This is a genomic window from Streptomyces sp. NPDC001156 (assembly GCF_053598275.1).
This window is the reverse complement of the sequence record NZ_JBSFJX010000018.1, coordinates 1-26,066: the sequence shown is the minus strand read 5'-3', so window position 1 is coordinate 26,066 and position 26,066 is coordinate 1. Positions and strand designations below refer to the sequence as shown.

Sequence of the window (26,066 nt, the reverse complement as noted above, 5' to 3'; positions counted from 1 at the left end):
CGATTACCCGGGGTGGGGCGTGCCCTCCTGTTCCCGACCATCAAGTTACGTATCTCCAGGGGGAGGCATCCGTGGAACCGGCGGTCAGCAAGGATCTGTCCTTTGCGCTGAAGGTAGCCATTCAGTTTCTGCCGGAAGACCGGCAAGCTACTTCGGACGAGGTGACCAAGGCTGTTGAGACGGCCAAGATGGTCGCCGGCCTCAACGGAGTGACGGTGGAGGTCGCCGATCTACGCAAGCTGGTCGAGTCCCGCACTACCGTCTTTCAGGAGAGTTCAGCAGGGCTGAGTAACAGCGAGGACCACGTCCGGTGGCTGCCCGATGCCAAGAACGACCGTTCGTGGGCCTTCTGGACCCGGTACGAACGGTTCCTGAAGCATTCGCGGGGCATGCCACTCCAGGTGGTGAACAGCATCGACCGGACGACGGACGAGGTTCTCGGGGAGCTGGAGGATCCGCACCGGCCCGGCCCTTGGCGTCGGATGGGGCTGGTGATCGGCCAGGTACAGTCCGGGAAGACTGGCCAGTTCATCGGTCTGGCGGCGAAGGCTGCCGACGCCGGATACCGACTGATCGTTGTCTTCGCCGGTGTCCTCAACGACCTTCGTGCTCAGACCCAACTCCGCATCGACGAGGGCTTGCTGGGCTTCGACACCCAGTACCAGCTCCGGTCCGACCAAGAGGGCGCCGACCGTTACATCGGCGTCGGTGCCATGGCCGGTGAGCCCCGTCTTCACATCGCGTCGCTGACCAACAGCACCGAGAAGGGCGACTTCGACCGGAAGACCGCCTCCAAGGCGAATCTGCCGATCGGCAACTTCCCGGTTGTTCTCGTAGTCAAGAAGCATCCGAGGATCATCGACTACCTGCGTACCTGGGTCACGGAGGTCCACGGCGTCGAGGACCCCAAGACGGGCCGCAAGATAGTGCAGGACATCCCGCTCTTCGTCATCGACGACGAGGCCGACAACGCGTCCGTCAACACGGCCGGTGACGGTGCTGACCCCACCAGTATCAACGCCGCCATCCGCAAGCTGCTGACCAGTTTCGACAAGTCGTCCTACGTGGGCTACACCGCGACCCCCTACGCGAACATCTACATAGACCCGGATGCTGACCACGACAGCCTCGGCGGCGACCTGTTTCCCGAGAGCTTCATCCGTACGCTGCGGGCACCGTCCAACTACCTCGGTCCGGAGCGCCTGTTCGGTCTGCGTGCCTACGCGGAAGAAGAGGACATCGACCCGCTGCCGCTGGTACATCATGTCGACGACACCGAGGACTGGGTTCCCGAGAAGCACAAGTCCGGCTTCACGGTGACGGCCGAGCTGCCGGATTCATTGCGGCGCGCCATCCATTCCTTCGTGCTGACCTGTGCCGCCCGCCGCGCGCGGGGGCAGGTGGATGTCCACAACTCGATGCTGGTGCACGTCACCCGCTTCACCAAGGTGCAGGGGCAGGTCCGGGACCAGATCGACGATTACGTGAGGCTGCTCCGGAACGGCCTCAGAGACCGCTACGGGGACGCGTCCCGTGCGCTCATGAACGAACTGCGGGTTGTGTGGGAGGAGAACTTCGAGCCCACCACCGCTTTCTTCACCGCGGACGAGGCCGAACGGCTGTCCTGGGAGCAAACCGCCGCCGAAATTCTCCCTGCGATCCAGAAACTCGAGGTCAAGGCCATCAACGGGGTGGCAAAGGACGTACTCGACTACTACTCGAACCGGCACACAGGCATGTACGTCATCGCTGTCGGCGGGCAGAAGCTGTCGCGTGGCCTCACCCTCGAGGGTCTTTCGGTGAGCTACTACCTCCGCTTCGCCAAGACCTACGACACTCTGCTGCAGATGGGCCGCTGGTTCGGCTACCGGCCCGGCTACGAGGACCTATGCCGGCTTTACACGACCGCACAGTTGGTGGCTGCCTACGAGGAAATCACGGCCGCGACCGACGAACTCCGCCGGGACATCGAGGAGATGGCGGCGATCGGCTTCACCCCCCGCGAGTTCGGTCTCAAGGTGCGCACCTCCTCTCTGGGCCTGAGCATCACAGCCGCCAACAAGATGCGTCAGGGCACGCGGGTGCGGCTCAGCTTCTCCGGCGAACTCGCCGAGACGACGATCTTCCCTCTCACCAACGGGAAGCCGAAGCACAACTTCGACAGCCTGCAGAAATTCGTCGGCCTGCTCCTGGAGCAGGCTTCGCCAGAGGTCGACCCGAAGACTGGCAGCCTCGTGTGGTCGGACGTCCCCGCGGAGGTGGTGGCGTCCGGCTTTTTCGACCCCTACAGGTCTGCGCCGGAGGCGAACCGGATCCGTCCGGACGCCATCTCTGCCTACATCCAGCAGTGCGCCAAGGCCGGGGAGCTCGGCCGGTGGACTGTCCGGGTCGTCTCCCGCCGGGGAGCGGACATGCCCGTCGACCTCGCGGGACACACTCTGGGCGCGGTCACACGAGCGGCGTCCAAGACCGCCCGCCCGGATTCCACGAAGCACACCATCAAGCGCATCCTGAACCCCAAGGACGAGTCGCTCGATCTCGACCAGGAGCAATACGACGCTGCTTGGGAGGCGACGAAGAAGGCCGCTGCGGGGCGCAAGAACCGCAACGGCGAACCGCTCGCACCCACCCTGCCGACGGGTGAGCCGCTTCGCTGGCAGCGCCGCCCCGACCAGGCTCACCTGCTCATCTACATGATGGAGCCGCCGCCGAAGGCGAACCCCGATATACCGCTGATCGGATTCGCCGCCAGCTTCCCCTTCTCCCAGGCCCACACCGCGACCGAGTACGTCGTGAATGCTCCCTGGTGGAAGGACGACTCGGACGACCTCAGCTACGAGGATGGGGCCGAGGACGCGTGATCGACGAATCACTGTGGCAGGAGCTGGAGGCACCGCAGCCGAACCGGGGACGCTCCACCCGGCGGTTGTTCCCCGAGAGCGGGCACGACATCCATGTGGGCGTGTCCCACCCGGGGCGGCAACGCATGCTGCTGGTGCGAGGTGGTTCACAGGCGGTCGACCGTGCGCGCCCCCTCCTTGTCGGCCTACGGGAGACCCACGGCCTGAGCCTGTCCTGCAGTTCGGTGAGCAATCGCGAGTTCGAGCTCCAGATCTCCCTGACCGCGGGTGAACTGCGGGAGGTGTTTACTCCCCTCGCGGAGGACATCGCGCGTGCCTCGAGGGACGCCTCGTCGGAGACGGTCCTCGAGCGGGCGGTCCGACGGTTTGCGCACTGGCAGCAGCTCATGCGCAGTGTCGGATCCCAGGGTCTGGGCAGAGAGGCCCGGCTGGGGCTCTACGGCGAGCTGCGCTACCTGCGCACCCACCTGCTCACTGCTCTTCCGACGTATGCGGCGGTGGAGGCGTGGACCGGGCCCGAGGGCAGCAACCAGGACTTTCAGCTCCCGTCCGTCGCCATCGAGGTCAAAACCACCGCCAAGAAGAACCCGAGCACCGTCCGGATCGCCAACGAACGGCAACTCGACGGTCGTGGTGTCGGCCGCCTAGTGCTCGTACACCTGGCTCTCGACGAGCGCCGGGGTGGTCTGGGCGAGAGCCTCAACTCGGTGGTGGACAACATCCGCGCCGCCGCCAGCCTCACCTCGGCATCCGCCCGGTTCGAGAACCGCCTGATCCAGTCCGGCTACTTGCCGCACCAGCGGGACCTATACGACGAGCCGCGCTACACACTTCGTCGAGCCGACCTGTGGACCGTCGACAAGGAATTCCCGCGCATCGTGGAGACCGACCTGCCCGACGGGGTCGGCAACTGCGCCTACGACATCAGCGTCATCGCGCTTGAGAAGCACCGCACCACGACCGAAGAGGTCACCGAAGTAATCAGAGGTACTGATGGCTGAGCTGCCCCTTGCCGACTACGCCCGTACGCTCACGGGCGACATACAGACCTTGGCAGAAGCTGAGGACGGCTCCATCCCGAAGACGTTCACCCGTTGGGTGCTGGAGCAGTTGGAGGAGTCCGGCTTCGTCTCCAACATGACCGTCGCCTACCACAGCGGGCACGGCGTCATGGTGTACGGCTTCGGATACAGCGACGACCGCTCGGTCCTCGACCTCTACACCACAGATTTCAGCCTCGACCCCGTCGCCGACAGGCTGACCAAGGCCGACGTGACACGGCACTTCCGCAGGCTGCTCGCCTTCCTACAAAAGGCCGGCAGCATCCGGGGCAACTTCGATCAGCCCACCGAGGTGCACCAACTGTGCGAGGGCGTCGAGAAGCTACTCGCCAACGCCTCCAAGGTGCGCCTCTTCCTGTTCACTAACTGCGAGTCGACGGCCCGCACGCAGCCGGAACCCACCGACTTCCAAGACCTCCCCGTCGAGCATCACCTCTGGGACCTCGCCCGGCTCTACCGTCACCAGACGTCCGGTGCCGCCAGCGAGCCGATCGTTGTGGAGTTCGACCCGCCGATCAACTGCCTGTCGGTGCAAAGCATCGAGCCCGATCTCTCCGTCACCCTCGCCGTCGTTCCCGGACGCCATCTCGCCGAGCTGTACGAGGAGCACCGCACGCGTCTTCTCGAACTAAACGTGCGCGCGTTCCTACAGGCCCGTAGCACGGTCAACCGGGGTATCCGCCTCACCCTGCTCAACGAGCCGGGGCGGTTCCTGGCCTACAACAACGGCATCACGGCGACGGCGACCGACGCGGAGTTCGTCGAGGACGCCGAAGGCAGGCGCGTCGGCATCCGCAGTCTCACCGGCCTCCAGATCGTGAACGGCGGGCAGACCACCGCCACCCTCCACCACGTCTTCAAACGGGACAAGAGGGATCTGGCCGGTGTCAGCGTCCAGATGAAGCTGACGCTAATGGGCTCGGACGATCTAATGGAAATCGTCCCGAGCATCTCGCGGTACTCGAACACTCAAAACAAGGTCACGCTGGTCGATCTCTCAGCCAACGACAAGTTCCATGTCGAGTTCGAACGGATCAGCCGCACCCTGTGGGCGCCCCCAACCACCCCCGGCGGTCCGCAGACACGCTGGTTCTACGAGCGGGCCCGTGGCTCGTACGCGGTGGAGGAAGCGAAGCACACAGCAATCGCCGCGCGGCGCAAGTTCAAGGCCGAGAACCCGGCCGCCCAGCGATTCGCCAAATCTGACCTGGCCAAGTTCGTCAACGCGTGGAACGGGTTGCCGCACCTAGTCAGCCGTGGAGCGCAAAAGAACTTCGCCGCCTTCCAGGCTGACGTCAAGAAGCAGCCCCCAGTCATCGATGCGGACTACTGCCGCCGGACGGTCGCCATGGGCATCCTCTTCAAGGCGGTCGACAAGGTAGCCAAGGTCCACGACGCAGGAAGCCACAAGGCCCTGATCACGGCCTACACGGCGGCCCGCCTCTGCGAGGAGACCGAACGGCGCATCGACCTCGACCGCATCTGGCGGGAACAGAAGGTGAGCGACGCGGTCGTCCAAGCCACCCACGATCTGTGTCCGCTGATCATGGACATGGTCATCCAGGACGGCAAGCACGTCACCGAGTGGGCGAAGAGCAGCAAGTGCTGGGAGGAGGTCTCCCGCATTCCCTGGACTGTTCCGGAGGAACTGGCCGAGGAGCTTCTGGCGCAGCCCGTCGAGTTCGCGGTGGACACCCGGGAGGAAGAGGAGGAGCAGCTCTCTCGGCTCAAGCAGATCGAGCTGAGCGAGTGGGAGATGCTGGCCGACTGGGCGCGGGAGACACGCGCCTTGGAGCTGGCCGAGCAGCAGATCGCCACTACGATCGCCGCCAAGCTGGCGACCAACGGCACCATCACGGCGGCCCAGGTCAGGAAGGCGCTGGAGGTCTACGACAACGCGATCGAAGAGGGCTTCAGCGCGTTCGCGCCGTAGGCCGGCACATGACGGGCCTGCTCCCGAGGCAGGGAGCGCTCTTGGAGCAGGCCCTCGCCATCCTTGATCAGGGCGGGACCCGGCCGCCGTCCTCCTCGATAGAGGTCTGGCTGGACAGATCGTCCGCCAGGGGCTTGCCGACGCAGTGCTCGCGCAGCGGACACTACGGGCGGCTGGGTTGAGTGACTTTGCAGTACGCGTTGCCAGTCACGCGGAGAGCGGCCATACGCAGCGAGGAGTCCTTGCCTGCGCCGACAAGGCGGAAATCGACGCCGCGGAGTAGGACGCTCTTGGCGAGTGGGTCCGACAGACACGGGCCTTGGAGCTGTCCGAGCAGCAGCGTGCGGTGACAATCGCCACGAAGCTGGCCCCCGAAGGCGAGATCAGGCCTGCGCAAGTAAGGCAGGCCTTGACGTCCGCAGAAGGCGCTCAGCGTCGGTCTCAGTCCTGCTCTCTAGCCTTCCCAGGCCCCGTGGCTAGCGCTGACGCCGTATGGCGGGACACAGCGCCCCTTCCTCCAGCAGGTCCGAGGATGGCGTCAGCGGTGCGGCACAGCGCGGTCCCGCCCCCGCACCCGAAGCAGCAAAGGTAACCTGTGCTGGTGTTTTCTCAGGAGGCGTCATGACGGAGATCGCGGAAGCGCCGCGCAGCCCATACAAAGTGAAGCTAGTACGGGGCCCGTTCGTCCGTCTGGAACCGCACCCGGAGGAGTGTGGGGATGACCAGGCCTTCTTGGACTACGCCAAGCAGCTGCGTTCGGAGGGAAGGCTGCTGGCAGCGGACCTGTTCTGCGGAGCCGGCGGTCTGAGTTACGGCTTGGAGTCCGCCGGGTTCCGCGTCGTTCTGTCTGCCGACCATGACCGTGAGGCCTTGGAGACGCACCGGCACCACTTCGGCGGGTTGACCTTGGACTGGGATCTAGGCGATCCGGACCGAGTCAAGCGTGTGGCCGGGCTAGTAACTCAGGCCGGTATCACCTTGCTCGCTGGCGGGCCACCGTGCCAGCCGTTCTCCAAGGCGGGGCGTTACAAGATCCGGCATCGTGTCCGAGAAGGGCAGCGTGACCCTTATGACGAGCGCCGCGACTTGTGGCGCTCGTTCTTGGAGGTGGTCCGTCTCGCGCTACCGCCTGCCGTCGTCATGGAAAACGTGCCGGACATGGCACTCGACCGCGAGATGTTTATTCTGCGGACGATGGTCCACGAATTGGAGTCCCTCGGGTACACCGTGGAGGAGCGTGTCGTTGATACTTGGCGCTACGGTGTACCGCAGTTTCGGCAGCGACTGATACTAGTAGCCCTTCGCGATGGGCATCACTTCAAATGGCCTGATGAGACCCCGGACAAGGTCACGGTGTGGAACGCCATCGGCGATCTGCCTGTGGTCGAGGGCGGTTGGCGCCCAGAGGGCGGAGCCGACGGATGGAAAGAGTACGAGCAACCCCTCACGCGCTTCCAGAAGAAGATGCGCGAACAAGTGCCGAGCACGGACGCGGGCAAAGTCTTCGACCACATCACACGACCGGTTCGAAAGGACGATGAGGCCGCTTTCGAATCCATGTCTACAAGCACGCGGTACTCGGACCTCCCCGATGAGATGAAGCGGTATCGGGACGATATCTTCCGCGACAAGTACAAACGTCTCGACGAGAACGGCCTGTCGCGGACTATCACCGCGCATATTGCCAAGGACGGCTACTGGTACATCCATCCTCGGCAAAACCGAACACTGACAGTGCGCGAAGCGGCCCGCTTGCAGACGTTTCCAGATGGATTCCGCTTTGCAGGCCCCCCCTCGGCTGCATTCCGGCAGGTCGGTAACGCGGTTCCTCCATTTCTAGGCGAGCACCTCGGTAGTGCAGTCATGGCTGCTCTGGACGATGCGCGACCCGCCCCTCCTACCACGCAGAAAATCGCCGAAACTTTGGCGAACTGGTTCACAAGTCTGGCGCATCGCAATCTGCCATGGCTGACAGCGTCATCACGTTGGCAGGTCATCTCTGCGGAGATCCTGCTGGACAGAATGCCGCCCCAGCAATCCCGCCCCCTGTGGCCATTGTTGGAACGCTGGGCCACACCTACTGACACAATTACTGCGGAGACCGAACTCCGTGAGATGTCCCGGTGGATCGGTCGCGAGCGGCGTGGCGAACAACTTCTCGCCGTGGCCACCGAGCTCATCGGAGCTCCTCATATGCTCTCCGATGATGAGTTGTTGTCCAATATCGCCGGTATCAGTCAGGTCGTGGCCGACTTGGCTATTCTCACCGTCCCAGTGAGCGATAACGGCGACGAGGTGGGTGAAGGGGACGATTCCGCGTCGGAAGAGCCCGTTCTCGCACGTCAGGGCGTTCTTCGTGTCGCTGCGCGAGTATCCGGCGAGGACGTCCACCGGCGCAATCAGCTCACCGATGGACGTCTGGCAGTAGCCCGTCTGATTGGTTACGGAGCAAATGCTCGCAGCGCGCATTTGGGGCTGCTCGAGCTCGCCGCCAGCCTGTGCCGGCCCGTCGACCCCTTGTGCACCGAATGCCCGCTACAGAAGTTGTGCATTGGCTCCAAGGCCGAGGAACAGAGACAGCAACTACTCTACTGAGAGCGTCAGGTGGTGGCTCAGGTGCTCAACCCCAGGCCTTGAGCCACCGCTGGGGCTTCCGCCTCAAGGACCGCTACGATGCGTAGCAAAGCCGCGTACTCTCCTGCTTGCATCGACGCGGCCCGCAGCGCTAGCCCTGCATCCTTCATCGCAGCCGTTTCCGGCGATTCGGGACCACGCCATACCGCCTGACGAGGCACAAGAGGACTTGGCGTTCCCACGTCCGCGCCACGAGCTGTCTTGCGGTACGCCTCATCCGCTCGGCTACACAACTCGTTGATCGGCCGCTCCAGCATCTGGCGCAGCTGAACTGGGACAGTTACGCGGACCTTAGCGACATTGATGTTGAAGACACCGTCTAGGTCAGTGTCGAAGTCCAATGAGGCGCGGGCCAGCTTGGTATGTTCGTCAATGCCTCGAATCCCGCTCCACCCCCCCCATTGCACAAGGCGATCTGCCCGATAGATGTACAAACCCTGTTGGCGATTCCATTTCAATGGACCCGACAAACGCTCGAATTGCTCCTGCGAGCTGAAGTTCTCCTTGGCAGGCAACACGTATCGATTCATACGCACAGTTCCACTGATATCCCCTACGGTTACTTCGAACCGTTGGCTGGGAAGGTCCTTGCGCGCAGGCTCGTGCGGAGCGAAAGGATTCCACGGCTCAATCTTCTCACCGTTCATTGTGATGACGAGCCTACGCCCGCCGGCTGTACCCTCAAGGAATCGGTGGAACACCATACCGAGATGCGCAGCCGTACGTTTGGCCAGCGCGTCCAGCCTGCGACGCGCCCAACCGCCCTCGGGTCGACTCTCTGGTAGAACCCGGTCGAGCTTCTCCCAAATGACTACGGTGCCGGTTCCCTCAGTGAGGTACGTAAGAGCACGTTGAGGAAGACCTTCGCGGCCGAGCCTCAGAACCAGCCACTGGTCGGCCTCCGAGACCACGTCAAGATCGAGGGTGCGGACATACAGACGGGGAACCTTGACCGACTTCCGGGTGGCAACTGTGACAGCGCGGCACTGGGACAGCGAAGCCGTTTTCAACCCCAGTCCGTAACGCCCAAGTTCCCCCTGCTCGTAGTCCCGCCTAGTGCCATACCGGAGTGCCTCTGTCAAAAGGCTTTCACTCATGCCAGCGCCATCGTCAGCAATCAGAACGTATGATTCCGGGCCGTCGAACTCTATGAAGACGTCAACATGCTCGGCTCCTGCGGAAACACTGTTGTCGACGAGGTCTGCAACCGCTGCAGGGAAGTCGTACCCAATGTCCCGCAACGACTCAGTGAGGCGAGCGGCAGAGGGAGTGATGCTCTCAAACTTCGGTGGAGTCATAGATCAGGTGCCTCCGAGACGTCGACGCGGACCTCCAGGATCCCACACACCGCCATCAGGCGTGCCGTGGACGTAGGTTACGGAGGGCTCGCCCCAGTCGTGACACCAGCGGAGACCGCTACCGGCCGCCGGGGGAAGGATTTCCCTTGGTGGCTGCGGAGACGGAGCATGTTCGCCTCCCGCTTCAGGGCGCATCACACTGGACACTTCACATCGCGTAGAGACCTGAGGTCTCCCTGTCCAGGGAGCCATCTTGTAGCCATCACCGGCAACTGGTGGGATCGTGCTCCGCCGGAAGTCAGAACAGACCGACGCGACATCGCTAACTGACTTCGGAGGGCAGCAATGGCGACATTGACTGGAATGCGACGCGTCCGAACGATGACTCAACCACAGGCACCGCCCCGCCGGGAAGGGAGCCGCGACAGGGGACTGCCGGGCCTCCTCCACCGAGGCGTAGAGCTGCGTCAGCTCACGGGCGTTCACCCACTCTGCGAGACTTACTCTTCGCCAGCTGCCGTTGGCGCTACCCGCCGTCGTGATGCCCTTGTCGACTGTCAAGAATCGGACCTCTGTGGAGGCGAAAAAGATACTCGAGAGTCAGGCCGCAAGTTTTATGAGCAAGGACCTTCACACGGGGTCAGGCTGCGCCGGCTGGCGCCGAGCTTCTCAAGATCCCCGGCAGAGTGAAGCTCGGGCGAAACAGGCCTTGGAGGTCTACGAGAAGGCAACCGAGATCGGGTTCAGCCCTGCTCTCTAGCCCTCAGCAGGGGCGCTGGGGCTCACACGCCCAACCACACAGCCGGCTCACAGCACCCCGTCCTCGAGCAGATCGCGGATGGCGTCCTCTGCCCGGCGCAGCACGATTCTGCCGTCCCCGTCGCTGTAGGCTAGGACACTGGCGCCGGGCGACAGACCGGCCTCCGCCAGCAACCCAAGCGGCAACTCGACGTGGCCGTGGTCATCGATGCCAAGTTCCACTGGTTCCCGGATCATATGCAGAGTATGGCAGGCCCCAAGGGCACGATTGCAGAGCCGAGCGCTTCGGCATGAGCAAGAAGAAGACCAGTGCCGGCCCTGGCTGGGTCAAGACCGAAGAGGGGCAGCACCTCGCGGGCCGTCGAAGTCGCGACACCAAGCCGGAGATCAGGCTTCGACACGCAGTGCACCGGCTGGGGCTGCGCTATCGGCTCCATCGCCAGGTCGCACCCCGTTGTACCGCCGACTTCGTGCTGCCCCGTCATCGCATCGCAGTATTCGTCGACGGCTGCTTCTGGCACGGCTGCCCCACACACGGAGCGTCCGCGTTCCGAGGTCCAAACGCCGAACGGTGGGCAGAGAAGATCGCCGCCAACAAAGCCCGCGACCAGCGAAACACGGCCGCCGCCGAGGAGGCCGGGTGGACAGTCGTCCGCGTATGGGAGTGCGAGGTGCGGACCGCTCCGGACAGGGCGGCCCTGAGGATCCTGCAGCTCAGTGATCGCGCCCGAGACGACGGAACACAATCACGCTAGATCGTCGGAGCTTCGGTTTGGTGGAAGTCGAAGACGGGCGGAGCAGCCCAGCACCCGTGGAGACGGTAGACCTACTGGTATCGATCTGATAGGTCATGCTGGGATCTTCAGTCCTCTACAGGAGGACTAGATAACTGGGGCGACTCAGTGTCAGGGGCGTGAGAGGGATCCGGCCTTGTCACGGGAGCGAAGCGGGCAGGGGGAGCGGATGGCGAACGCGTGGTTGGTGTTGGCCGTGCCGGACGAGGACCGAACGCATGGCGGGAACGACGGCTACGAGGACAAGCCGTCACAGCATTACGGCTGGGACAGCACAGTACCCAACCACGCCGCGCTGACCATAGGTGACGTGATCGCCCTGTGGGACAAGAAGTCACTACTGGGCGTATCGGTCATCGAGAACATCGACACCGGTCAGGCGGTTAAGGAGACCTACACCTGTCCCAAGTGTGGGCGGGCCAGGGCGTCCCGGCCGCGTCGCAACAAGACCCCTGCGTATCGATGCTGGAACTGCAAAGCCGAGTTCGACGCCCCGACGGTGCACCACAAGGAAGTGACTACCTATCGTTCCCGCCACTCGACGGCCTGGGTCGACATGGCCGGCCTGCTAACCGGACCAGACCTGCGATCCCTGTGCCACTCGCCCAACTCCCAGCTGAGCCTACGACCGCTGGACTGGGCCCGGATGCGCGAGGAGATCGTCGTAAGCGGTGCGGCGACCTCGGTAAGGATCGTCGATCGGGCGCAGCGGCAGCTGGCTGGCGGCCACCGCACGGCCATGGTCCGGGTACGGGTAGGCCAGAGCGCCTTCCGTAAGCGCCTACTGGAAGAGCAGGGCGAGGTCTGCGCGTTCACCGGTCCGGTGCCGGCCGCGGCATTGGAGGCGGCACACCTGTACAGCTACGCCGCCGACGGCCAGCACCACCCCGAAGGCGGACTCCTGCTGCGCCGGGACCTGCACCGGCTGTTCGATCTCGGCCTCATCGCCCTCGACCCTCAGCAGGGCACGCTCGATGTGGCGCCCGAGCTGGCTGGCTTTGCCGACTACACGCGCCTGCACGGCCAGCCGGTGGCCGTTCCACTCGGCAGGGGGCACCAGGCGTGGCTCGCAGCGCACTGGGACCTACACCGCACCAGCCGGTAGCCCCGTACGTGCGTCGCTAGCGGCACACCGCGGGGAATGCGATCGCTGCCGGTGTCGGCCGGTAGGTGAAACGGGAGTGAGGAGTAAGGGTGGCGACTGCATGGTTCGTGTTGGCCGTTGGTAGCGAACGTCAGCACGGCGGCAACGATGGCTACGATGACAGTCCAGCAGCCCACTACAGCTGGGACAGCACTGTGCCGCAACATGCCAGCCTGGCCGCCGGGGACGTGATCGCCCTGTGGGACAAGAAGATGCTGTTGGGTATATCGGTTATCGAACGCATCGACGTTGCCCAGGCCGTCAAGTCGTCCTATTTCCACGAGCGCTGCGGCAAGGCTGACTTCAAACGTCTGAAAACCGGTGAGCTGAAGTGGTGGTGCAACAAGTGCCGCATGCGTTTCGAGGCACCTGGCGTGCGCGACAGGGAAGTGACCACCTACCGCTCCCACCACAGCCGGGCCTGGCAGGACCTGCGCGGCCAACTGACAGGCGGAGAAATCCGCGCCCTGTGCGACAAACCGACGTCTCAGCACAGCATGCGCCCGGCCCGTTGGGAGAAGGTGCGAACCGCCCTGCTTGAAGCCGGCGCGCGAGTGACCGTCGACACCACCGATGGCGCTCGTGCGGTCATCCGCGGAGGACACCGCCGCGCCACCGTCCAGGTACGCCAAGGACAAAGCATCTTTCGCGAACAACTGCTCAGCGAGCAAGGCGAGAGGTGCGCGTTCAGCGGGCCGACGCCCGCCTGCGCACTGGAAGCCGCCCACCTGTACAGCTTCGCTGAGAGCGGGGAGCACTACGAATACGGCGGCCTACTCCTACGACGCGACCTCCACCGCCTTTTCGACTTGGGCCACATCGCGGTTGACCCCACCACCGACTGCATCGACGTTCGCGAGTCCATCCGCGCCTACGCGCTGTACGGACAGCTCCACGCCAAGCCTGTGTCGCTCCCGCTCCACTCACAACACCGCGTATGGCTGGGAGCCCACTGGGACCAGAACCGCTCCCAGACCGACGCAACTCGGTGAGGAAGTGCTCCGCGACGTACACCCCTGGTAGCGCCACTCGCACCATGTGCTGTCACAACGCAGCCCGCGAGGCGAACAGACCAGAACCGGCCATAATTTGACATATAATCAGTGCATGTGTAACCCCGGGGGACCACAACTCCGAGCGTGCGGGACTTACAAGCCCCACTGCAACCGATTGACCGGCTGTGAATGGCTCAACACATTCGGTTACTAGTTGTCGAGGAGACAGTGTTCGGTGGAAGCCTTTGGACAGTTGAGCGAGCAGGACCGCTCCCAGGCAATCCAAGTACTGCGTCGGCGGCTCGCCTCACGGGATCTGCGGGCGGTGATCGAGGACCTCGAGAGCGGAGGGAGATCCCGCTCAAGGAAGTCGGTGGAGTGGATCATCGCGGCCGTGGAGAACGAATCCGGAAGGCTGCGGTCAAAGCTTCCCGAGGGCGAGCTTGCCGAGTTCCTGGTCGACAGGTCGGGCTTCGGTCTTCTGGAGTCCAGGACGCTACGGGAACGGCTTGCGCTTTCCGCATCGGAGGACGAGCTGGAGAAGCTGCACGACTACCGAGATGGCGAGCGCAGCCGTGGCGGGAGCAGAGCGAAAGCCAAGAAGATCGCGGAGCGCACGTGGAAGCCAGGCAAGAGCTGGCCCCGCCACTTCGTAAGAGTCCTCGACATCCCGCCTGCCTTTGCCGGCCTGCCGGGAAGTACACGGGAGCCGGACACCCTGGAAGTCGCTCCCTTTGTACCGCTCCGAGATCTGGAGGACTTCCAACAGGACCTCAAGGAGCAGGTGATCGAGGTGCTCTCCGGGGCACCCGGCGCCAATCGGGGTGTTCTGACCCTGCCCACTGGAGCTGGCAAGACCAGGACCGCGGTGGAGAGCATCGTCGCCTGGCGCATCTCGCAGCGTCGCCGTCAGGCCGTCCTCTGGATCGCCCAGAGTGAGGAGCTGTGCGAGCAGGCCGTCCAGGCGTTCCGTGAGGTGTGGACAGACCTGGGGCACCGCGATGACCAGGTACGGCACACCATGGAGATTGCCCGGCTGTGGGGGAACGCCTCGGTCCCGAGCGACCCCGACGTCGTGGTGGCCAGCATCCAGAAGCTCGACGCGGTTCTTCGAGGCACCAACGACGACGTGCAACAGGAACTCGAGCTGCTGCGCGAGAACCTCGGCACGGTGGTTGTGGACGAAGCCCACCGAATGCTGGCCCCCAGCTATGGCAGAGTCCTGCGCTTCCTTGGGATCGAACTCAGGCAGAAGGCCTCGGTGCCCCTCATCGGGCTGACAGCCACACCCTTTCGAAGGGTCGACGCCGAGACTCGCCAGCTGGCGGCCAGGTTCCACAGCAAGCTTCTCAGTTCCCGCTCCTTGGGAGACGACATCGTCTCCGAGCTCCGTCGGCGAGATGTACTGTCACGGCCTGAGCACAAGGTGCTCTCGTACGCCAGCTCTGCGTTTCAGATGGAGGACGTCGAAAGATACCGAGCGCACTTCGCTCAGTTCGAGGACTTCCATCCTGACTTCCTCCGTCAGATCGGTGAATCGGACGCAAGGAACCGTGCTCTGCTCAAGCAACTGCTCGAACTGCCGCCGGATTGGCCGACGTTGTTCTTCGGCTGCACCGTGGAACACGCCATAGCAATGGCTGTCCTACTGCGCCGCGCTGGCCGAGCCGCGGAGGTCGTCACCTCCGGCACGCGCCCTGCGACGCGGCGCGCGCTTATCGAACAGTTCCGCGACGGGCATCTATCCGTTCTCTGTAACTACGGTGTCCTCACGACCGGTTTCGACGCTCCGACGGTACGAGCGTTGGTGGTCGGCCGCCCCACCACCAGCCCGGTCCTTTACGAGCAGATGATCGGTCGGGGCATGCGGGGACCACGGTTCGGCGGCACGGAGAGCTGCCTGGTTGTGGACATTGAGGACAACATCCGGTTCAGCGGACAACTCGCGTACAAGCGGTACTCCAGCTACTGGTCAGGCGCCCAGAGCCGCACGTAGCTCCGACGGCGCGCCGCTCCTGCGCCGGCTGTCCGCCAGCCCACGCAGAAGCGGTTGGAGATACCGGCCCCAGCCGACCAGCAGGTCACGGTAGGTTCTCGGCGAGGAGAAGGCGGTCCAACCCCTGGTTGCGGTGCTCACACGAGGTCTCCGACGCCAGGAGACACGAGTAGCAGGCAGCTCCGTCTGCCCCCACCGTCGGCGCTTCCTGACACAGCGGGTCGTTCGAGCAGCTGTCGACGTCCTGCAGCGCCTGCGAAAGAACGTTCCCGAACCGGTTGACAAGGGCGACCAGTCCACCGAGGGTGCCGTCTCCTCCGGGTTGGACCGTGTAGAGGAGAAGTCCACTGCCGGAGACCCTGCCGTCCCGCACGGTGAGATAGACCCGCTCACGGATCGCTGCAGACGAGTACCCGGAATCCACTGACAGCGCCCGGAGGAGACGGTGGGAGAGGGTGTGCCACCAGACATGAACGGGGTGGAGTGACGGATCACCGTGTGGGTCACTTCTGAACCGTTCGTTCCACTGGTTGGCCCTGCTGCCTCCCAGGGCGGGCGAGTCTTCCGCAAGATCAATGAAGACGCCCTCGCCGAAGAGCTCGATGCCCGGGTACCAGGTGGTGCCGTTCCAGTCGAAGGCAGTCGACACATTCTGGGCCTTCTGCGGATCCAGCCGCTGGTAACCGGTCTGGACCATGACCATGCGGAGACGGCTGACGGGTGCGACCCGGAGCCTGTGACGGCAGGCAGGCCCCTGTACGAGGCGCACGTCGCCTTGGCGAACTTCAAACAGCGGAGGAGAGCCCGGGTGCGGGTGGGGCACCGCCGGAACACCACAGGTCGCTGCCTGCCGTAGACGGTCGAGTTCGTCGTCACGTAGTGACGACGAGGCCGTGTTACCAACCCCCAGTAGTTGATCAACCGCCTTGCTGATCTCGGACCAGGGTGTCTGCTTCAGGTACTCGATCGCGTCCGGGGGAAGCCCTGCCCGTTCAGCCCCTGCCATGAGTGCCACCTGGTCGAGGAGACCAAGGGGGTGAAGTGCCCCAACCGCCCCCATCAGGGATCGATCGCTGAGGATGTCATGAAGCCTGGTCGGCATATCCACGATTGTCAGCGCGCTCTGGAGCAGGCTGAGCCGTAGGTTGGCAGCCCCTCGCTGGATGATGCGGGCCTTCTGCACACACCGAGCCGTCGCCGGCGCCGGGCGCCCTCCGTGCTCCACAATGCGGCCACTACACCGCCAGGACCTGGCGTATGCCTGGCCGAAGTTGGCGGTCGCATGGCAACGAGGACACTCAATGCGGACGAGTCGGAGGGCGCGGCCGCCCCCATGCCACAGGTAGTGCTTCGTGCCGCATCCCCCACCTTCGTGCACAAGTCCGTGCCAATGGACCTCGTCCAAGTGACCGTTTTCGCATGCCTGAACGAAACGGATCGCCTCACGCCCCGCCTTCTCCCGACGCTGCTGCGAGGACACCGATGGACACTCCGGGCAACCGCTCCCCGTCTCGTACAGCACTTGGTGGGGTCGGTGCTGCGTGCACAGGGACCAGAAGGGAAACCCGTGTGTGGGATAGATCGTTCTGTCAGAGGGGAGTCCGAGTTCGGCGTTGGTGGGCACACGAGCGATTCGCGCACCGTTCAGCTCCAGTCGTGAGAGCCGTTCGTCGACGATCTCGAAGTCCTGGGGCTGACGGCCGATCTCGTTGAAGAGGGTGTCAACCGTCTTCAGTACGACCGGCCCGGATCCGGTCTCGAGAATGCTTCCAGGGCCGAGAGTGATGACGAACTGGGACGGGCGGATCTCCTGGTAGGGACGGCTCACGGTTCATCCCCTTCCCTTGACGGTGGTGGTGGCCTCCACCTCACGCAGCGAGTTCGGCGCGTTCTCGTAGGCCTCACCGGTCTTTGCGACAAGGTGCGCAAGGTCACCGAGGACGACCGGCCGAGAGGCCGGACGCGTGACCGTCGGCTCGTGGTACAACAAGGCACCGCCTACGCGATCAGCAACCTGCCGCCAACTTTCCAACTCCGAGCGGGCGTGGTTCTCCGTATCCGAGGTCGGTGGGCGACGGAGGGCAGGCTGCTGAGCGGCGCGTTCCTCGAGAATTCCAGGGAGAAGGTCCACCTCGGGGTCCAGGTGGGCATCGCTCATCTCATGGGCACGGCAGAACCAGCCCCCGTTACTCAGCCGCTGTTGGATCCGCCACCGCTCGTGGACTTCCACGGAACCCGTCGCGGTCGGAACGCTCGCCGCCTGACGAAGGACACTCACCATCACCGGGCCGAGGGCCCTGTCCCTGGCCCTGGGCGCGAAGGGGTTGACGGTGACGGGCTCGACGTGGCGATAGAGCGTGGTGTGGTAACCAGCGAAGTACTCGTAGTGACTGAGGTCCCGCGGGCGCGAGGCTCGGTAGAAGGTGACGACAAGCCCGCCGACACCCCGGCCCACACGACCGGTGGCCTGGATGTAGGAGGAGGTCGTCTTCGGCTGTCCGTGTACGACCATGAGTCCGAGCCTGTCCACGTCGACACCCGTGCCGAACATGGAGGTGGCAACGACCGCGTTCGCCGGTTCCCGGCCGAGCGCCAGCCGGACCCCCAACTCCTCGAGCATGCCCGGGAGCCGTAGGGAACTGGTTCGGCTGGACAACTCCATCGGCTCCTGCTCGTCCAGAGTGCGAGGCGACGCGGCAACGCTCCCCAGCCGTTGGGGGATGTCCTGACGGGCCAGCGCAACAGCTCCGGCGAGTTCACGAATGGCGTTGAAGTAGCCCACGAGCGTCCAGAACGGATCCAACTCCTCCTGTGCGACGCCGGCGTCAAGTCGGTCGCGGGGTGTCTGGAGTAGACGCGACCACATCCTGACAATCGGTGTCTGCGCCCCGCGGCCGGGGGCGATCACCCCGACGTACAGACGACCCGCCCCCTGTGCGTCGAGCGGATGGGAGGAGCCGGTCGCGGAGAAGAACGTCTCCTCTGCCCGGAGTCCCTGGGGAGGAAAGACCTCAAGACTCCGGTCAAACAACGAACGAACCTGTTCCTCCGCCCTCCGGACGGTCGCGGTGGAGGCGACGTACTTGGGCCTGACAGTGTTCTTGCCGTCGTGCACCGTGGAGAGGAGGTCGATGCCAGCCTCGTAGAGGCCGACCATACTGCCCAGAGGTCCTTCGATGAGATGCAGTTCGTCCTGCAGCACAAGGTCAGGTGGGCGGAACCCACGGACCGGAACGTTGTTCCCAGCTGTCACCTCCTCACGGGCGTTTCGTGGGAGGGTCGCCGGCCCTGCCGGAGGTGCCCAGGCCCGGTAGTAGCCCAGGTGTTCGTTGAGCCTGTCGACGTTGCCGAACAAAGCGCCGGCTCTCGGTTCGAACGCCAGGCGGGCGAACTTGTCCACCGTCGCCACCACCATCGACGGGCACCTGGCGTAGACCTGCTCGTCCACCGTCCACGCCGGGACAGGGCAGTGCGTCGAGGAACCGTCACCCCGGTCGAAGGCCGGTGGCACAGGCCACGCACCAACCTCGGTCGTCTCGGACCAGGCCAAGTGGGAGTTGAGCGGACACTCCGGGTGCGGACAGAAGATCTCGAACTCGACGGGCTTCTCGCTACGTCGCTTGCCCCACTCGACAGTCCGCACGAAGTACCCCGGCCGGCTCGCACGTGCGGAGACGAGCCAGGATCCGGAACCGAGCAGACGAAGCACATGCCCGTCGAACCACTTGTCGACGCTCTGGTCAGACACGTCCGCAGTAGCGCGAAACCGAACCGACAAGGTCACGAACGACCGGTCCGGATGACGGGTTACCGTGACCGCGGTCACGTCGAATGGTTCTTCCGACAACTGCGCTGCCACGTCTGGGCTCAGAGCGGGATCAGGGTCGCCCACCACGAAGTGCAGCACACCCGTGTCGCCTTCGCGGAGTCCCTCCGGGGGAAGGGCCAGCGTCGACCTGCAGGCCGGACAGTTCAGGATCTGGGCCGGGTCACCCTCGCCCTCCTCCCCCTCCAGTATCGAGATGGCTCCGTGCCTCTTGACGATCCTGTTGTTCGCGTCGCGGTATTCGAAGTCCTGCAGGTTGTTCGGGGTCACGTTGCCACCCACCCACAGCCCGACCGAGAACCTGGTGGAGCCCCACGGCACGTCACCGAGATCCTCCCACCCGGAGGGCCGCCAGCCAGGCTGCTCGGGCGAGCCGCTGACCCTGAGGAACTCGCACGCGGTCACCATCGCGAGCGCCCTCCTGTACTGCTGGATCGTGAGGAGCCGCAGTGTGTACCGGGAAATGACGGTCACTCCTGCTCCTCCCCCGGGCTCCTGCCCTTGCTGGGCACGGAGCCGCCGAAACGCGAGAGTGAAGGCAGCAAGTCCCAGATACGCCTCGGTCTTGCCTCCACCGGTCGGGAACCACAACAGGTCACATACGTCGCGGTCCTCATGGGTGTCGTCGACGATCCCCCGCAGGCTGACCAGCTGGAACGCGAGCTGGAAGGGCCACCAGCGGTTGACCTTCCCCTTGGTCCACTGCGACTGGAGGGCAATCGCTCGATTGGCGAAGCAGAACGCGAGGAGGGCGTCGCGGTCGCCTGCCAACACCTCTATACCGTCACGGATCCGATCGAGCGCGCGTCGGCACCCGGAGAGGTGTCGATGGGCCGGCGTACCTGGCGCATGGTCTCCCGCCCCGCGTGCTTGGCCCTCGATCCAGCGTTCGTATGCGTCCGCGAGCGGCTCCAGCCTTTGGCGGAGTACAGCACCATCCGTGATTTCGGCCAGTTCCGTCGGGTCCAGCTCGGGTGGATCCCCCGCGTCGGCCGGCCAGCCCTTGACCGGGGCGTTGACCGGAACCACAGGAACGAACTCGGACCTGACGTCGGCCGGCTCGAACTCGGCCACCGTATCGTCGTCGAACAGGTGACGCCCATCGGACCACCTGAACGGGGGCCGAGTTCCTTCCAACCCTCCCGGATGTGGGCGCTCTGGGTCGACCTGGCGCCAGACGGCGGAGCAGAGGTGTCCCCTCGCAAGGACGGGACGGTCCTCGTAGAGAAGCGCAAGGCTCTCGTCCTCCTCGTCCTGCCCCAAGTGCTGGTGTTCCAGTGGGACCAGCTCAACTCCGCCCTGACAGCGCAGACGCACCTGCGGCTGGAACACGTGGTCCGAAGGGGAGGGGTGGTCTGATTCCACAGGGCTCTGGTTGACCACGAACACCGAGATCTTCCAGATGCCGCGGGAGTCCCTTCGACTACGGACCCTCACCACGACCCCTGGATCCGCGGGGTCGCTCAGCGGGTTATCGACGGAACAGTCCACGTCGCGCCAGACAACCCCGTGTGGCTCCCGGCGCCATTCTCCGTTCGCCTCCTTGCGATACCTGGCCCAGGTACCGCAGATGTCGAGGCGTGGCCTGTTAGAGGCACTGACCGCCAGGGACACACCCATCGACGAGGGTCTGGCGCGGGGGTCGATTGCCAGAGGCGGAAGGCTCGCGCCAAGAGGTTGGTGTCCAGACACGGAGTCCCCTGGATCGAGGTCGTCATCACCGCCCAGGAGCTCTTCGCCGACGAGCTCCTGGGCCGAGTCGACCTCGACCGAAGGGGATGAGAACGGAGCCAGGACACCGACGACGTACTCGTCAAGCGGGTCCTCGTCGCCCCCCAGCCTCTCGATCGGCCCTCCCCGGGGACCGAGCATCTCAGCTACGAGATCCTCGACGAGGTGGTCTCGCTCACTCATCAGGGTGCTCCTTCTCGCTTCGTTCCTCGTGGGGGAACTCGAGAACGAACGCGGCGCCGCCGAGTTCGTCCGGCTGCTCGATCTGGTCCGTAAGGCGCAACGTGCATCCGAGACTCCGGGCCAGCTCAGCGGATGTGAAAAGGCCGAGCCCAGTGCCCCCGAGCTTCAAGGTGCTGAAGGGTTGGAAGAGCTGGTCAACTATCTCCGGGTGGACGCCCGGACCAGAGCCGACGACGAGGATCTGCCGGTCCGCTGGCCTCAGGCGAATCACGATCCGTCTGTTGGCTGCTTCGTCCACCGCTGCCCAGTAGCTCGCGTTGTGTATTCACGTTCGGTAGTACTCAGATCAAGCACCACCTTGCGAGCAAAGTCCCGCTTGAGCGTGCGATCCTCGGGCACCGACACAATCGCCTCATCCCGGTCTGCCGGCGGACCGACCGCCTTGGCGATGTCCACGTAGTACCAGGCCTTCATGTCCTTGCCGCGGGAATCCCGCGTCTCCACCGGTCTGTCCTGGTGAAGCGCCTGGACCAGGGAGGTCAGCCGCTGCTGCCCGTCCAACAGCAACAAGTCCGGCGTAGCGCCTTCGCAAGCCTCGACGCCCTGGAGCGGCCGGGCCTTGAACTGCGGAGTGCCGCCGGCGTGTAGCGACATGACTACGCCGAGTGGATACTTCAGCGTCACCGTCGTGATGAGCGCCCTGATCCGCTCGTCGTCCCATTTCCAATCCCGCTGAAAGTCCGGAAGTTGAAGAGCACCAGAGGCGACCTCCTTGAGCACGTCCTTGAGATCCGGATTATCTAGTGCCACGCCCGCCTACTCCCCGACCAACAGGTGGATCAGAACAGTGCAACTGACCATACGAGCAGGGTGGTTCGGTGCGTGTCAACCGTTGAGCACGCATTGCAGCGGCGTCCGGTCGGGGTGGGTGGAGTCGCGCTCATCGCGGCCTCGGGGCGGTCAGCACGCTGGCAGGATGTGACAGGGCGCCATGCCCCGAGGGGAGGAACGGGACCATGCTGAGTGCTGGAACGACCTGCGCTGAAGCGATCAAGTTCTTGGAGGATGAGTTGCTGAGCGGAGGTCTGAACGACGCCTCTAATCGGATCCCGGTCACCATGACACCAGGGCCAGGGCAGACCTACGAGCAGGTGTTGGACGAGATTCGGGCCATTCGCAACCGATACGACGACTGGACCTGAGGGCCGCCGAGGAGATCAACCGCCGGTTCACCGACCGGGAGATTGCGGGACAGCTCCGCTCGGGCCGCTACCGAACCATCCTTGCCGCACCGCTGGAGGAGGCCCGGCTGATGATGTTCATGGAGTTCGACGAGTTGCGCCAATACGCTGCCATGGTCTCCCCCGTCAACGGGTCCGTAACCTCTGTGCCGCAGGAACCTCCAGCAGCCTCCGCACGCGGTGTCGACAGGCCATGGACCATCTGTGGACAGGGCAAGCCTGGTCCGGGGCCCGCGAGGCTCTGACCAGCTGTTATTCATGAGCTCGAAGCGCCCTCCGGAGAGGTTTGCAAAGGTCAGAACCGCACGCCCAGCAGTACTCCAGCCACCGCCCGTCAGACGTCGACCTGCCGGCACGGGCCGTCACGCGTGGTCATGGCTTTGTCACTCAAGATCGAGATCCAAGATCTCCGCGAGGCGGGAGATCCCTTCGATTGATCGCTTCTTATGTACAGCGATGATTCGGTCTCGTACTTCTTTGGGGAGGTGCCGGTCCGCCTCCTGCATCAGCGCGGCGTACTCCCCGAAGACCTGCACGCACAGGTTGGCGAGTTGCGCCGCTTGACGACGAACCGGGTCGTCCGCGTTAAGGTCCGCCTCGAACAGTGCCAGGGTGTCTTCCAGGACAGAGAGACGATTGGGTGCGAGGGCACCAGGTGTTGGTCGGTCATCCATAGACACAGTCTGGCGGCTCATGCGGGCAACGGTGAAGAACGTAGGAACGTTGGATCGCCGTCGATCACTGCTGTGGCTCTCTCGACACATCGCAGGTGCAGCAAAACAGGTCCGTGCCTGATCGTGCGGGGAACCACGGGGAACGCGGGGCACCAACCGTCCAGGGCCGATAGAGGCCAGTAGCCGGGACTAATGCCGAGAGAACTGGCAAGTAAGATGCACTAACGGCTAGACGCGCCGTCTGTACGTGTGTCACGATCGCTCCTGCCGCCAGACCGCCGGACTGGTGTATAGACCCGGGGAGGACCCATGACTCAGGAAGACCAGACGCACTTCATCTCGGTGCCCGTGCCGAGCCAGTACGTCACGCAGGTGTACGCCTACCTTGCGGAACTGACCGGCACCGCTACCCCTCCCGTCCCCCCAGTTCCGCCGGCGGGCACGGGCTCGACGGCGGACTCACCGGAAGACGGCAAGCTCCCAATCGTCCAATGGACCGTCGAGGACTTCCGCAAACTGATGATCGAGCCGCTGAGCTCTGTCCAAACGGTCGCCCGCGCACTCGACATCCTGGCTAAGCAGCCTGACACGCGGGTGAGTTACACCTCACTGGCCACCCAGCTGGGCATGGAGAAGAAGAGCCTTCAGGGCAACCTCTCGGCCTTTACGCGCACCATGCACCGGCACTACAAGCGCCGCAACTGGCCTATGACATGGGTGGAGGCGCTCACAAACGAACCGGGGCTTAAGTCGGAGTTCTTTTACACGATGACCGCGACCGTCGCGAAGCGTTGGCTGACGGCCCGCGCCCACGGCTGACAAGTAAGAAGAGCTAGCGGGATCCTGACGGCAGAAGATGACGGCCACAGGGCCACCTTGGCAGTAGCAGGGGACTGCCTTGAGCCCGTGGAGTAGCAATGCGGCAGCGCGCATGTAGCCATGAATGAACTCCTAAAGCGGGTGTCGCAGGTTCGAATCCTGCCGGGGGCACCAGGGAAAAGGCCCCAGCCCGATCATGGTCCGGGGCCTTTGACATGTCACCTGAGCCAGCCGCCTCTCCGCCCTGCGCCGCCGCCGGACCAGCTCGTGTCCCGGCGGCGGGTCATCTCTGAACGCGTTGCGGTCAGAGCTCCCATACTTGATCCGGGTCGTCCAGTGCCGCCCGGACCTGAGAGAGGTCTCCGATGTCCGCGAGCGGCGAGCTCTTGGCGATGTCGACGATCCCACGCACGACGGTGTGCAGCACTTCGCCGTTGCCCTCGTCGAGTGCCCTATCCAGCCGGGCGAACATCTCCTCGTAGATGTTGCGTCGTTCCGCGAATGCCTGTGCGAAGTAGTCTTTGAGGACGGCTTCAGCGGCCCGGATCCGAGCGACCTCCGTGGCTTCGTAGGCCTCCATCCGGGCTCTCTTGGTGCTCTCAACCTCGTGGATGTGGATGCACTCACGGGCGGCTTCGACAATCTGGTTCAGCGCAGCGAAGCCGTCCATCGCCCGAACGGAGCCCTTAGCTGCGTTGACGACCTTGCCTACATGCACCTTGGGTTGGTCAGGCATCTTGAGTCTCCTCAATCAAGGGTCGGTACCTGATCGTGAGGTTTGCGCTGCGCTCGTCCAACTTGCCTTCGGTGTCGACAATCGGAGTCGCCGCCACGTCGCGGACCGCCATGACCAGTGTCATGGCCCGCTGGAAGCGCGCGGCGTGCCTCGGCGGATCGAACGGCTCAGACTCCAGGAGCTCCAGCGCCTCGAGTGCTCGGAAGGTGAGGCCCGTGAGAAGCCCGCGCAGCTCTGCGGCGCGGGCGTCGACGCCCTTCAGGCGGGTGTCCGTCTCGTCAAGCTCAGCGATTGCCACGGCGATCTTCGCCTCGAACTCCCTCGCCCGGGTGATCGCCTTCGTGCCTTGGCCCTTGACGACCAGTCCACCGACGAGCAGCGCGGGACCGATGGTGACGAAGTTGAGCACCCTGGCTCCCAGGGCCATCCCGCCGCCACCCGATGCACGCGACCCACCGCCTAGGAAGGCGCGGGTTGCACTCTCGGCCGCGGCGCCCGTCAAGCCGGAGATCGCCACTCCGGTGCTCGCGACTCCGAAGCTGCTCGCTGCCGCCGTGATCCCAGCGCCCGCGACCGCTCCCGCCACCGCGGATCCGAGAGCCCCGCCAATCCATGCCACCGCGTCGACGTCGAGGCCGCGAAGCCCGGGGATCTTGGTCATGGTGACGTCGATGCCCTCCACCAGCAGCCGCTCGCTCTCGCGCACCAGTCGCTCGTGGCGACGCAGGAAGTCGCCCATGCGTACGACGACATCGACGCGCGCCTGCCTCTGCTGCTCCCCCAGTGCCTTGAGGGCAGTGTTCGTCGCTGCCAATGCGTCCTCGGTCTGGGCTAGGCGTCGCTCGTGGCCCTGGCCCGCCTTCTTGAGCCGGTCCTTCGAACGCTTGAGGTCGTGGGCGCCTTTGCCACCGAGGGCGACCCCGCTACCGCCGGTCGCCACACCGACACCGATGAGAATGACTGGTATGAAGAATGGCACGATCTCCCCCCGTGGTGCCCCATGACCCTGCGCGAACCAGCAGGTTCAACCGTTCACTTTGTGCCCTTGGTCAACGATGACAGAAAGGCGCCCCAGTCCGGGACATCTTTCTGTCGATTGATCCTTCATTGGCCGATGGCATCGAAGGTCACGGCGCTCGACGGCCCAGAACGGAAGCCCCTCTGTGTGCTGAATGAAGCCTTCACGAAGCACCTGGCTCGTGCCAGATACGTGCCAGTTCTAGCGGGGAACACCAGGGAGCAAGGTGCTGGCTCACTGAGAAGCCGTTATCAATCCGGGTGTGATCGCTTGATTTCCGCTGGTCGGGCTTGGTGTCGGCGGGTGGGTGGCAGGGATGTCGGCGTCGTGTCGCCGCATCGTTGGAGGGCCGGATGCCGTCGC

Annotated in this window: 19 protein-coding genes; 10 read left to right on the top strand and 9 right to left on the bottom strand. The window is 64.5% G+C overall.

Annotation, left to right across the window (positions count from 1 at the left end):
• The first annotated feature begins 161 nt into the window (after positions 1-161).
• The 4 genes from ACWDA7_RS12325 to dcm all read left to right on the top strand — a co-directional run bounded on the left by ACWDA7_RS12325 (position 162) and on the right by dcm (position 8,450).
• Positions 162-2,861 carry a Z1 domain-containing protein gene (locus ACWDA7_RS12325; protein WP_450604056.1) on the top strand — a complete coding sequence of 900 codons (2,700 nt, stop codon included), beginning with the start codon at positions 162-164 and terminating at the stop codon, positions 2,859-2,861.
• On the top strand, positions 2,858-3,862 hold the full coding sequence (locus ACWDA7_RS12320) for a PD-(D/E)XK motif protein (protein WP_450604055.1): 1,005 nt from the start codon (positions 2,858-2,860) through the stop codon (positions 3,860-3,862). The genes ACWDA7_RS12325 and ACWDA7_RS12320 overlap by 4 nt, the downstream gene beginning before the upstream one ends.
• Positions 3,855-5,855 carry an AIPR family protein gene (locus tag ACWDA7_RS12315; RefSeq protein ID WP_450604054.1) on the top strand — a complete coding sequence of 667 codons (2,001 nt, stop codon included), beginning with the start codon at positions 3,855-3,857 and terminating at the stop codon, positions 5,853-5,855. The genes ACWDA7_RS12320 and ACWDA7_RS12315 overlap by 8 nt, the downstream gene beginning before the upstream one ends.
• Positions 5,856-6,476: 621 nt before the next feature.
• A complete protein-coding gene (dcm, locus tag ACWDA7_RS12310; RefSeq protein WP_450604053.1) occupies positions 6,477-8,450 on the top strand; it encodes a DNA (cytosine-5-)-methyltransferase in 1,974 nt (657 codons plus the stop codon).
• A 17-nt stretch (positions 8,451-8,467) separates the two neighbouring features.
• Here dcm and ACWDA7_RS12305 read toward each other — a convergent pair whose 3' ends face one another.
• On the bottom strand, positions 8,468-9,787 hold the full coding sequence (locus tag ACWDA7_RS12305) for an ATP-binding protein (protein ID WP_450604052.1): 1,320 nt from the start codon (positions 9,785-9,787) through the stop codon (positions 8,468-8,470).
• Positions 9,788-10,594: 807 nt separating this feature from the next.
• Positions 10,595-10,783 (bottom strand): hypothetical protein, encoded by a 189-nt coding sequence (locus ACWDA7_RS12300; RefSeq protein WP_450604051.1) that lies wholly within the window; start codon positions 10,781-10,783, stop codon positions 10,595-10,597.
• Positions 10,784-10,836: 53 nt separating this feature from the next.
• On the opposite strand from ACWDA7_RS12300, the gene ACWDA7_RS12295 reads away from it, so the two are divergent.
• The 4 genes from ACWDA7_RS12295 to ACWDA7_RS12280 all read left to right on the top strand — a co-directional run bounded on the left by ACWDA7_RS12295 (position 10,837) and on the right by ACWDA7_RS12280 (position 15,475).
• On the top strand, positions 10,837-11,301 hold the full coding sequence (locus ACWDA7_RS12295) for a very short patch repair endonuclease (protein ID WP_450604050.1): 465 nt from the start codon (positions 10,837-10,839) through the stop codon (positions 11,299-11,301).
• Between the two features lie 208 nt (positions 11,302-11,509).
• On the top strand, positions 11,510-12,445 hold the full coding sequence (locus ACWDA7_RS12290; protein ID WP_450604049.1) for an HNH endonuclease: 936 nt from the start codon (positions 11,510-11,512) through the stop codon (positions 12,443-12,445).
• 89 nt (positions 12,446-12,534) lie between these two features.
• Positions 12,535-13,476: an HNH endonuclease gene (locus tag ACWDA7_RS12285; protein ID WP_450604048.1), complete on the top strand. Its 942-nt coding sequence runs from the start codon at positions 12,535-12,537 to the stop codon at positions 13,474-13,476.
• A gap of 328 nt (positions 13,477-13,804) precedes the next feature.
• On the top strand, positions 13,805-15,475 hold the full coding sequence (locus ACWDA7_RS12280) for a DEAD/DEAH box helicase (protein WP_450604047.1): 1,671 nt from the start codon (positions 13,805-13,807) through the stop codon (positions 15,473-15,475).
• Positions 15,476-15,560: 85 nt separating this feature from the next.
• Here the strand turns inward: ACWDA7_RS12280 and drmB are convergent, their stop codons facing one another.
• From drmB to ACWDA7_RS12260, 4 genes are read right to left on the bottom strand one after another with little or no spacing between them, the layout of a single operon-like run.
• Positions 15,561-17,303: a DrmB family protein gene (gene drmB / locus ACWDA7_RS12275; protein ID WP_450604046.1), complete on the bottom strand. Its 1,743-nt coding sequence runs from the start codon at positions 17,301-17,303 to the stop codon at positions 15,561-15,563.
• 3 nt (positions 17,304-17,306) lie between these two features.
• A complete protein-coding gene (drmA, locus tag ACWDA7_RS12270; protein WP_450604045.1) occupies positions 17,307-21,215 on the bottom strand; it encodes a DISARM system helicase DrmA in 3,909 nt (1,302 codons plus the stop codon).
• Positions 21,208-21,513, bottom strand: a complete 306-nt coding sequence (locus ACWDA7_RS12265; RefSeq protein ID WP_450604043.1) for an ATP-binding protein — start codon at positions 21,511-21,513, stop codon at positions 21,208-21,210. The genes drmA and ACWDA7_RS12265 overlap by 8 nt, the downstream gene beginning before the upstream one ends.
• A complete protein-coding gene (locus tag ACWDA7_RS12260) occupies positions 21,483-22,025 on the bottom strand; it encodes a DUF262 domain-containing protein (RefSeq protein ID WP_450604042.1) in 543 nt (180 codons plus the stop codon). The genes ACWDA7_RS12265 and ACWDA7_RS12260 overlap by 31 nt, the downstream gene beginning before the upstream one ends.
• A 206-nt stretch (positions 22,026-22,231) precedes the next feature.
• Here ACWDA7_RS12260 and ACWDA7_RS12255 point away from each other — a divergent pair, with 206 nt between their 5' ends.
• Positions 22,232-22,417 (top strand): hypothetical protein, encoded by a 186-nt coding sequence (locus ACWDA7_RS12255; RefSeq protein ID WP_450604041.1) that lies wholly within the window; start codon positions 22,232-22,234, stop codon positions 22,415-22,417.
• A 422-nt stretch (positions 22,418-22,839) separates the two neighbouring features.
• On the opposite strand, the gene ACWDA7_RS12250 is transcribed toward ACWDA7_RS12255, so the two are convergent.
• Complete coding sequence (locus tag ACWDA7_RS12250; RefSeq protein WP_450604040.1) at positions 22,840-23,151, bottom strand: hypothetical protein; 312 nt, start codon at positions 23,149-23,151, stop codon at positions 22,840-22,842.
• Between the two features lie 288 nt (positions 23,152-23,439).
• On the opposite strand from ACWDA7_RS12250, the gene ACWDA7_RS12245 reads away from it, so the two are divergent.
• Positions 23,440-23,949: a hypothetical protein gene (locus ACWDA7_RS12245; RefSeq protein ID WP_450604039.1), complete on the top strand. Its 510-nt coding sequence runs from the start codon at positions 23,440-23,442 to the stop codon at positions 23,947-23,949.
• Positions 23,950-24,253: 304 nt separating this feature from the next.
• Here the strand turns inward: ACWDA7_RS12245 and ACWDA7_RS12240 are convergent, their stop codons facing one another.
• Together ACWDA7_RS12240 and ACWDA7_RS12235 are read right to left on the bottom strand one after the other, a co-directional pair.
• Positions 24,254-24,685, bottom strand: coding sequence for a hypothetical protein (locus ACWDA7_RS12240; RefSeq protein WP_450604038.1), 432 nt, complete (start codon positions 24,683-24,685; stop codon positions 24,254-24,256).
• Complete coding sequence (locus ACWDA7_RS12235) at positions 24,678-25,664, bottom strand: hypothetical protein (RefSeq protein WP_450604037.1); 987 nt, start codon at positions 25,662-25,664, stop codon at positions 24,678-24,680. The genes ACWDA7_RS12240 and ACWDA7_RS12235 overlap by 8 nt, the downstream gene beginning before the upstream one ends.
• Between the last annotated feature and the right edge of the window lie 402 nt (positions 25,665-26,066).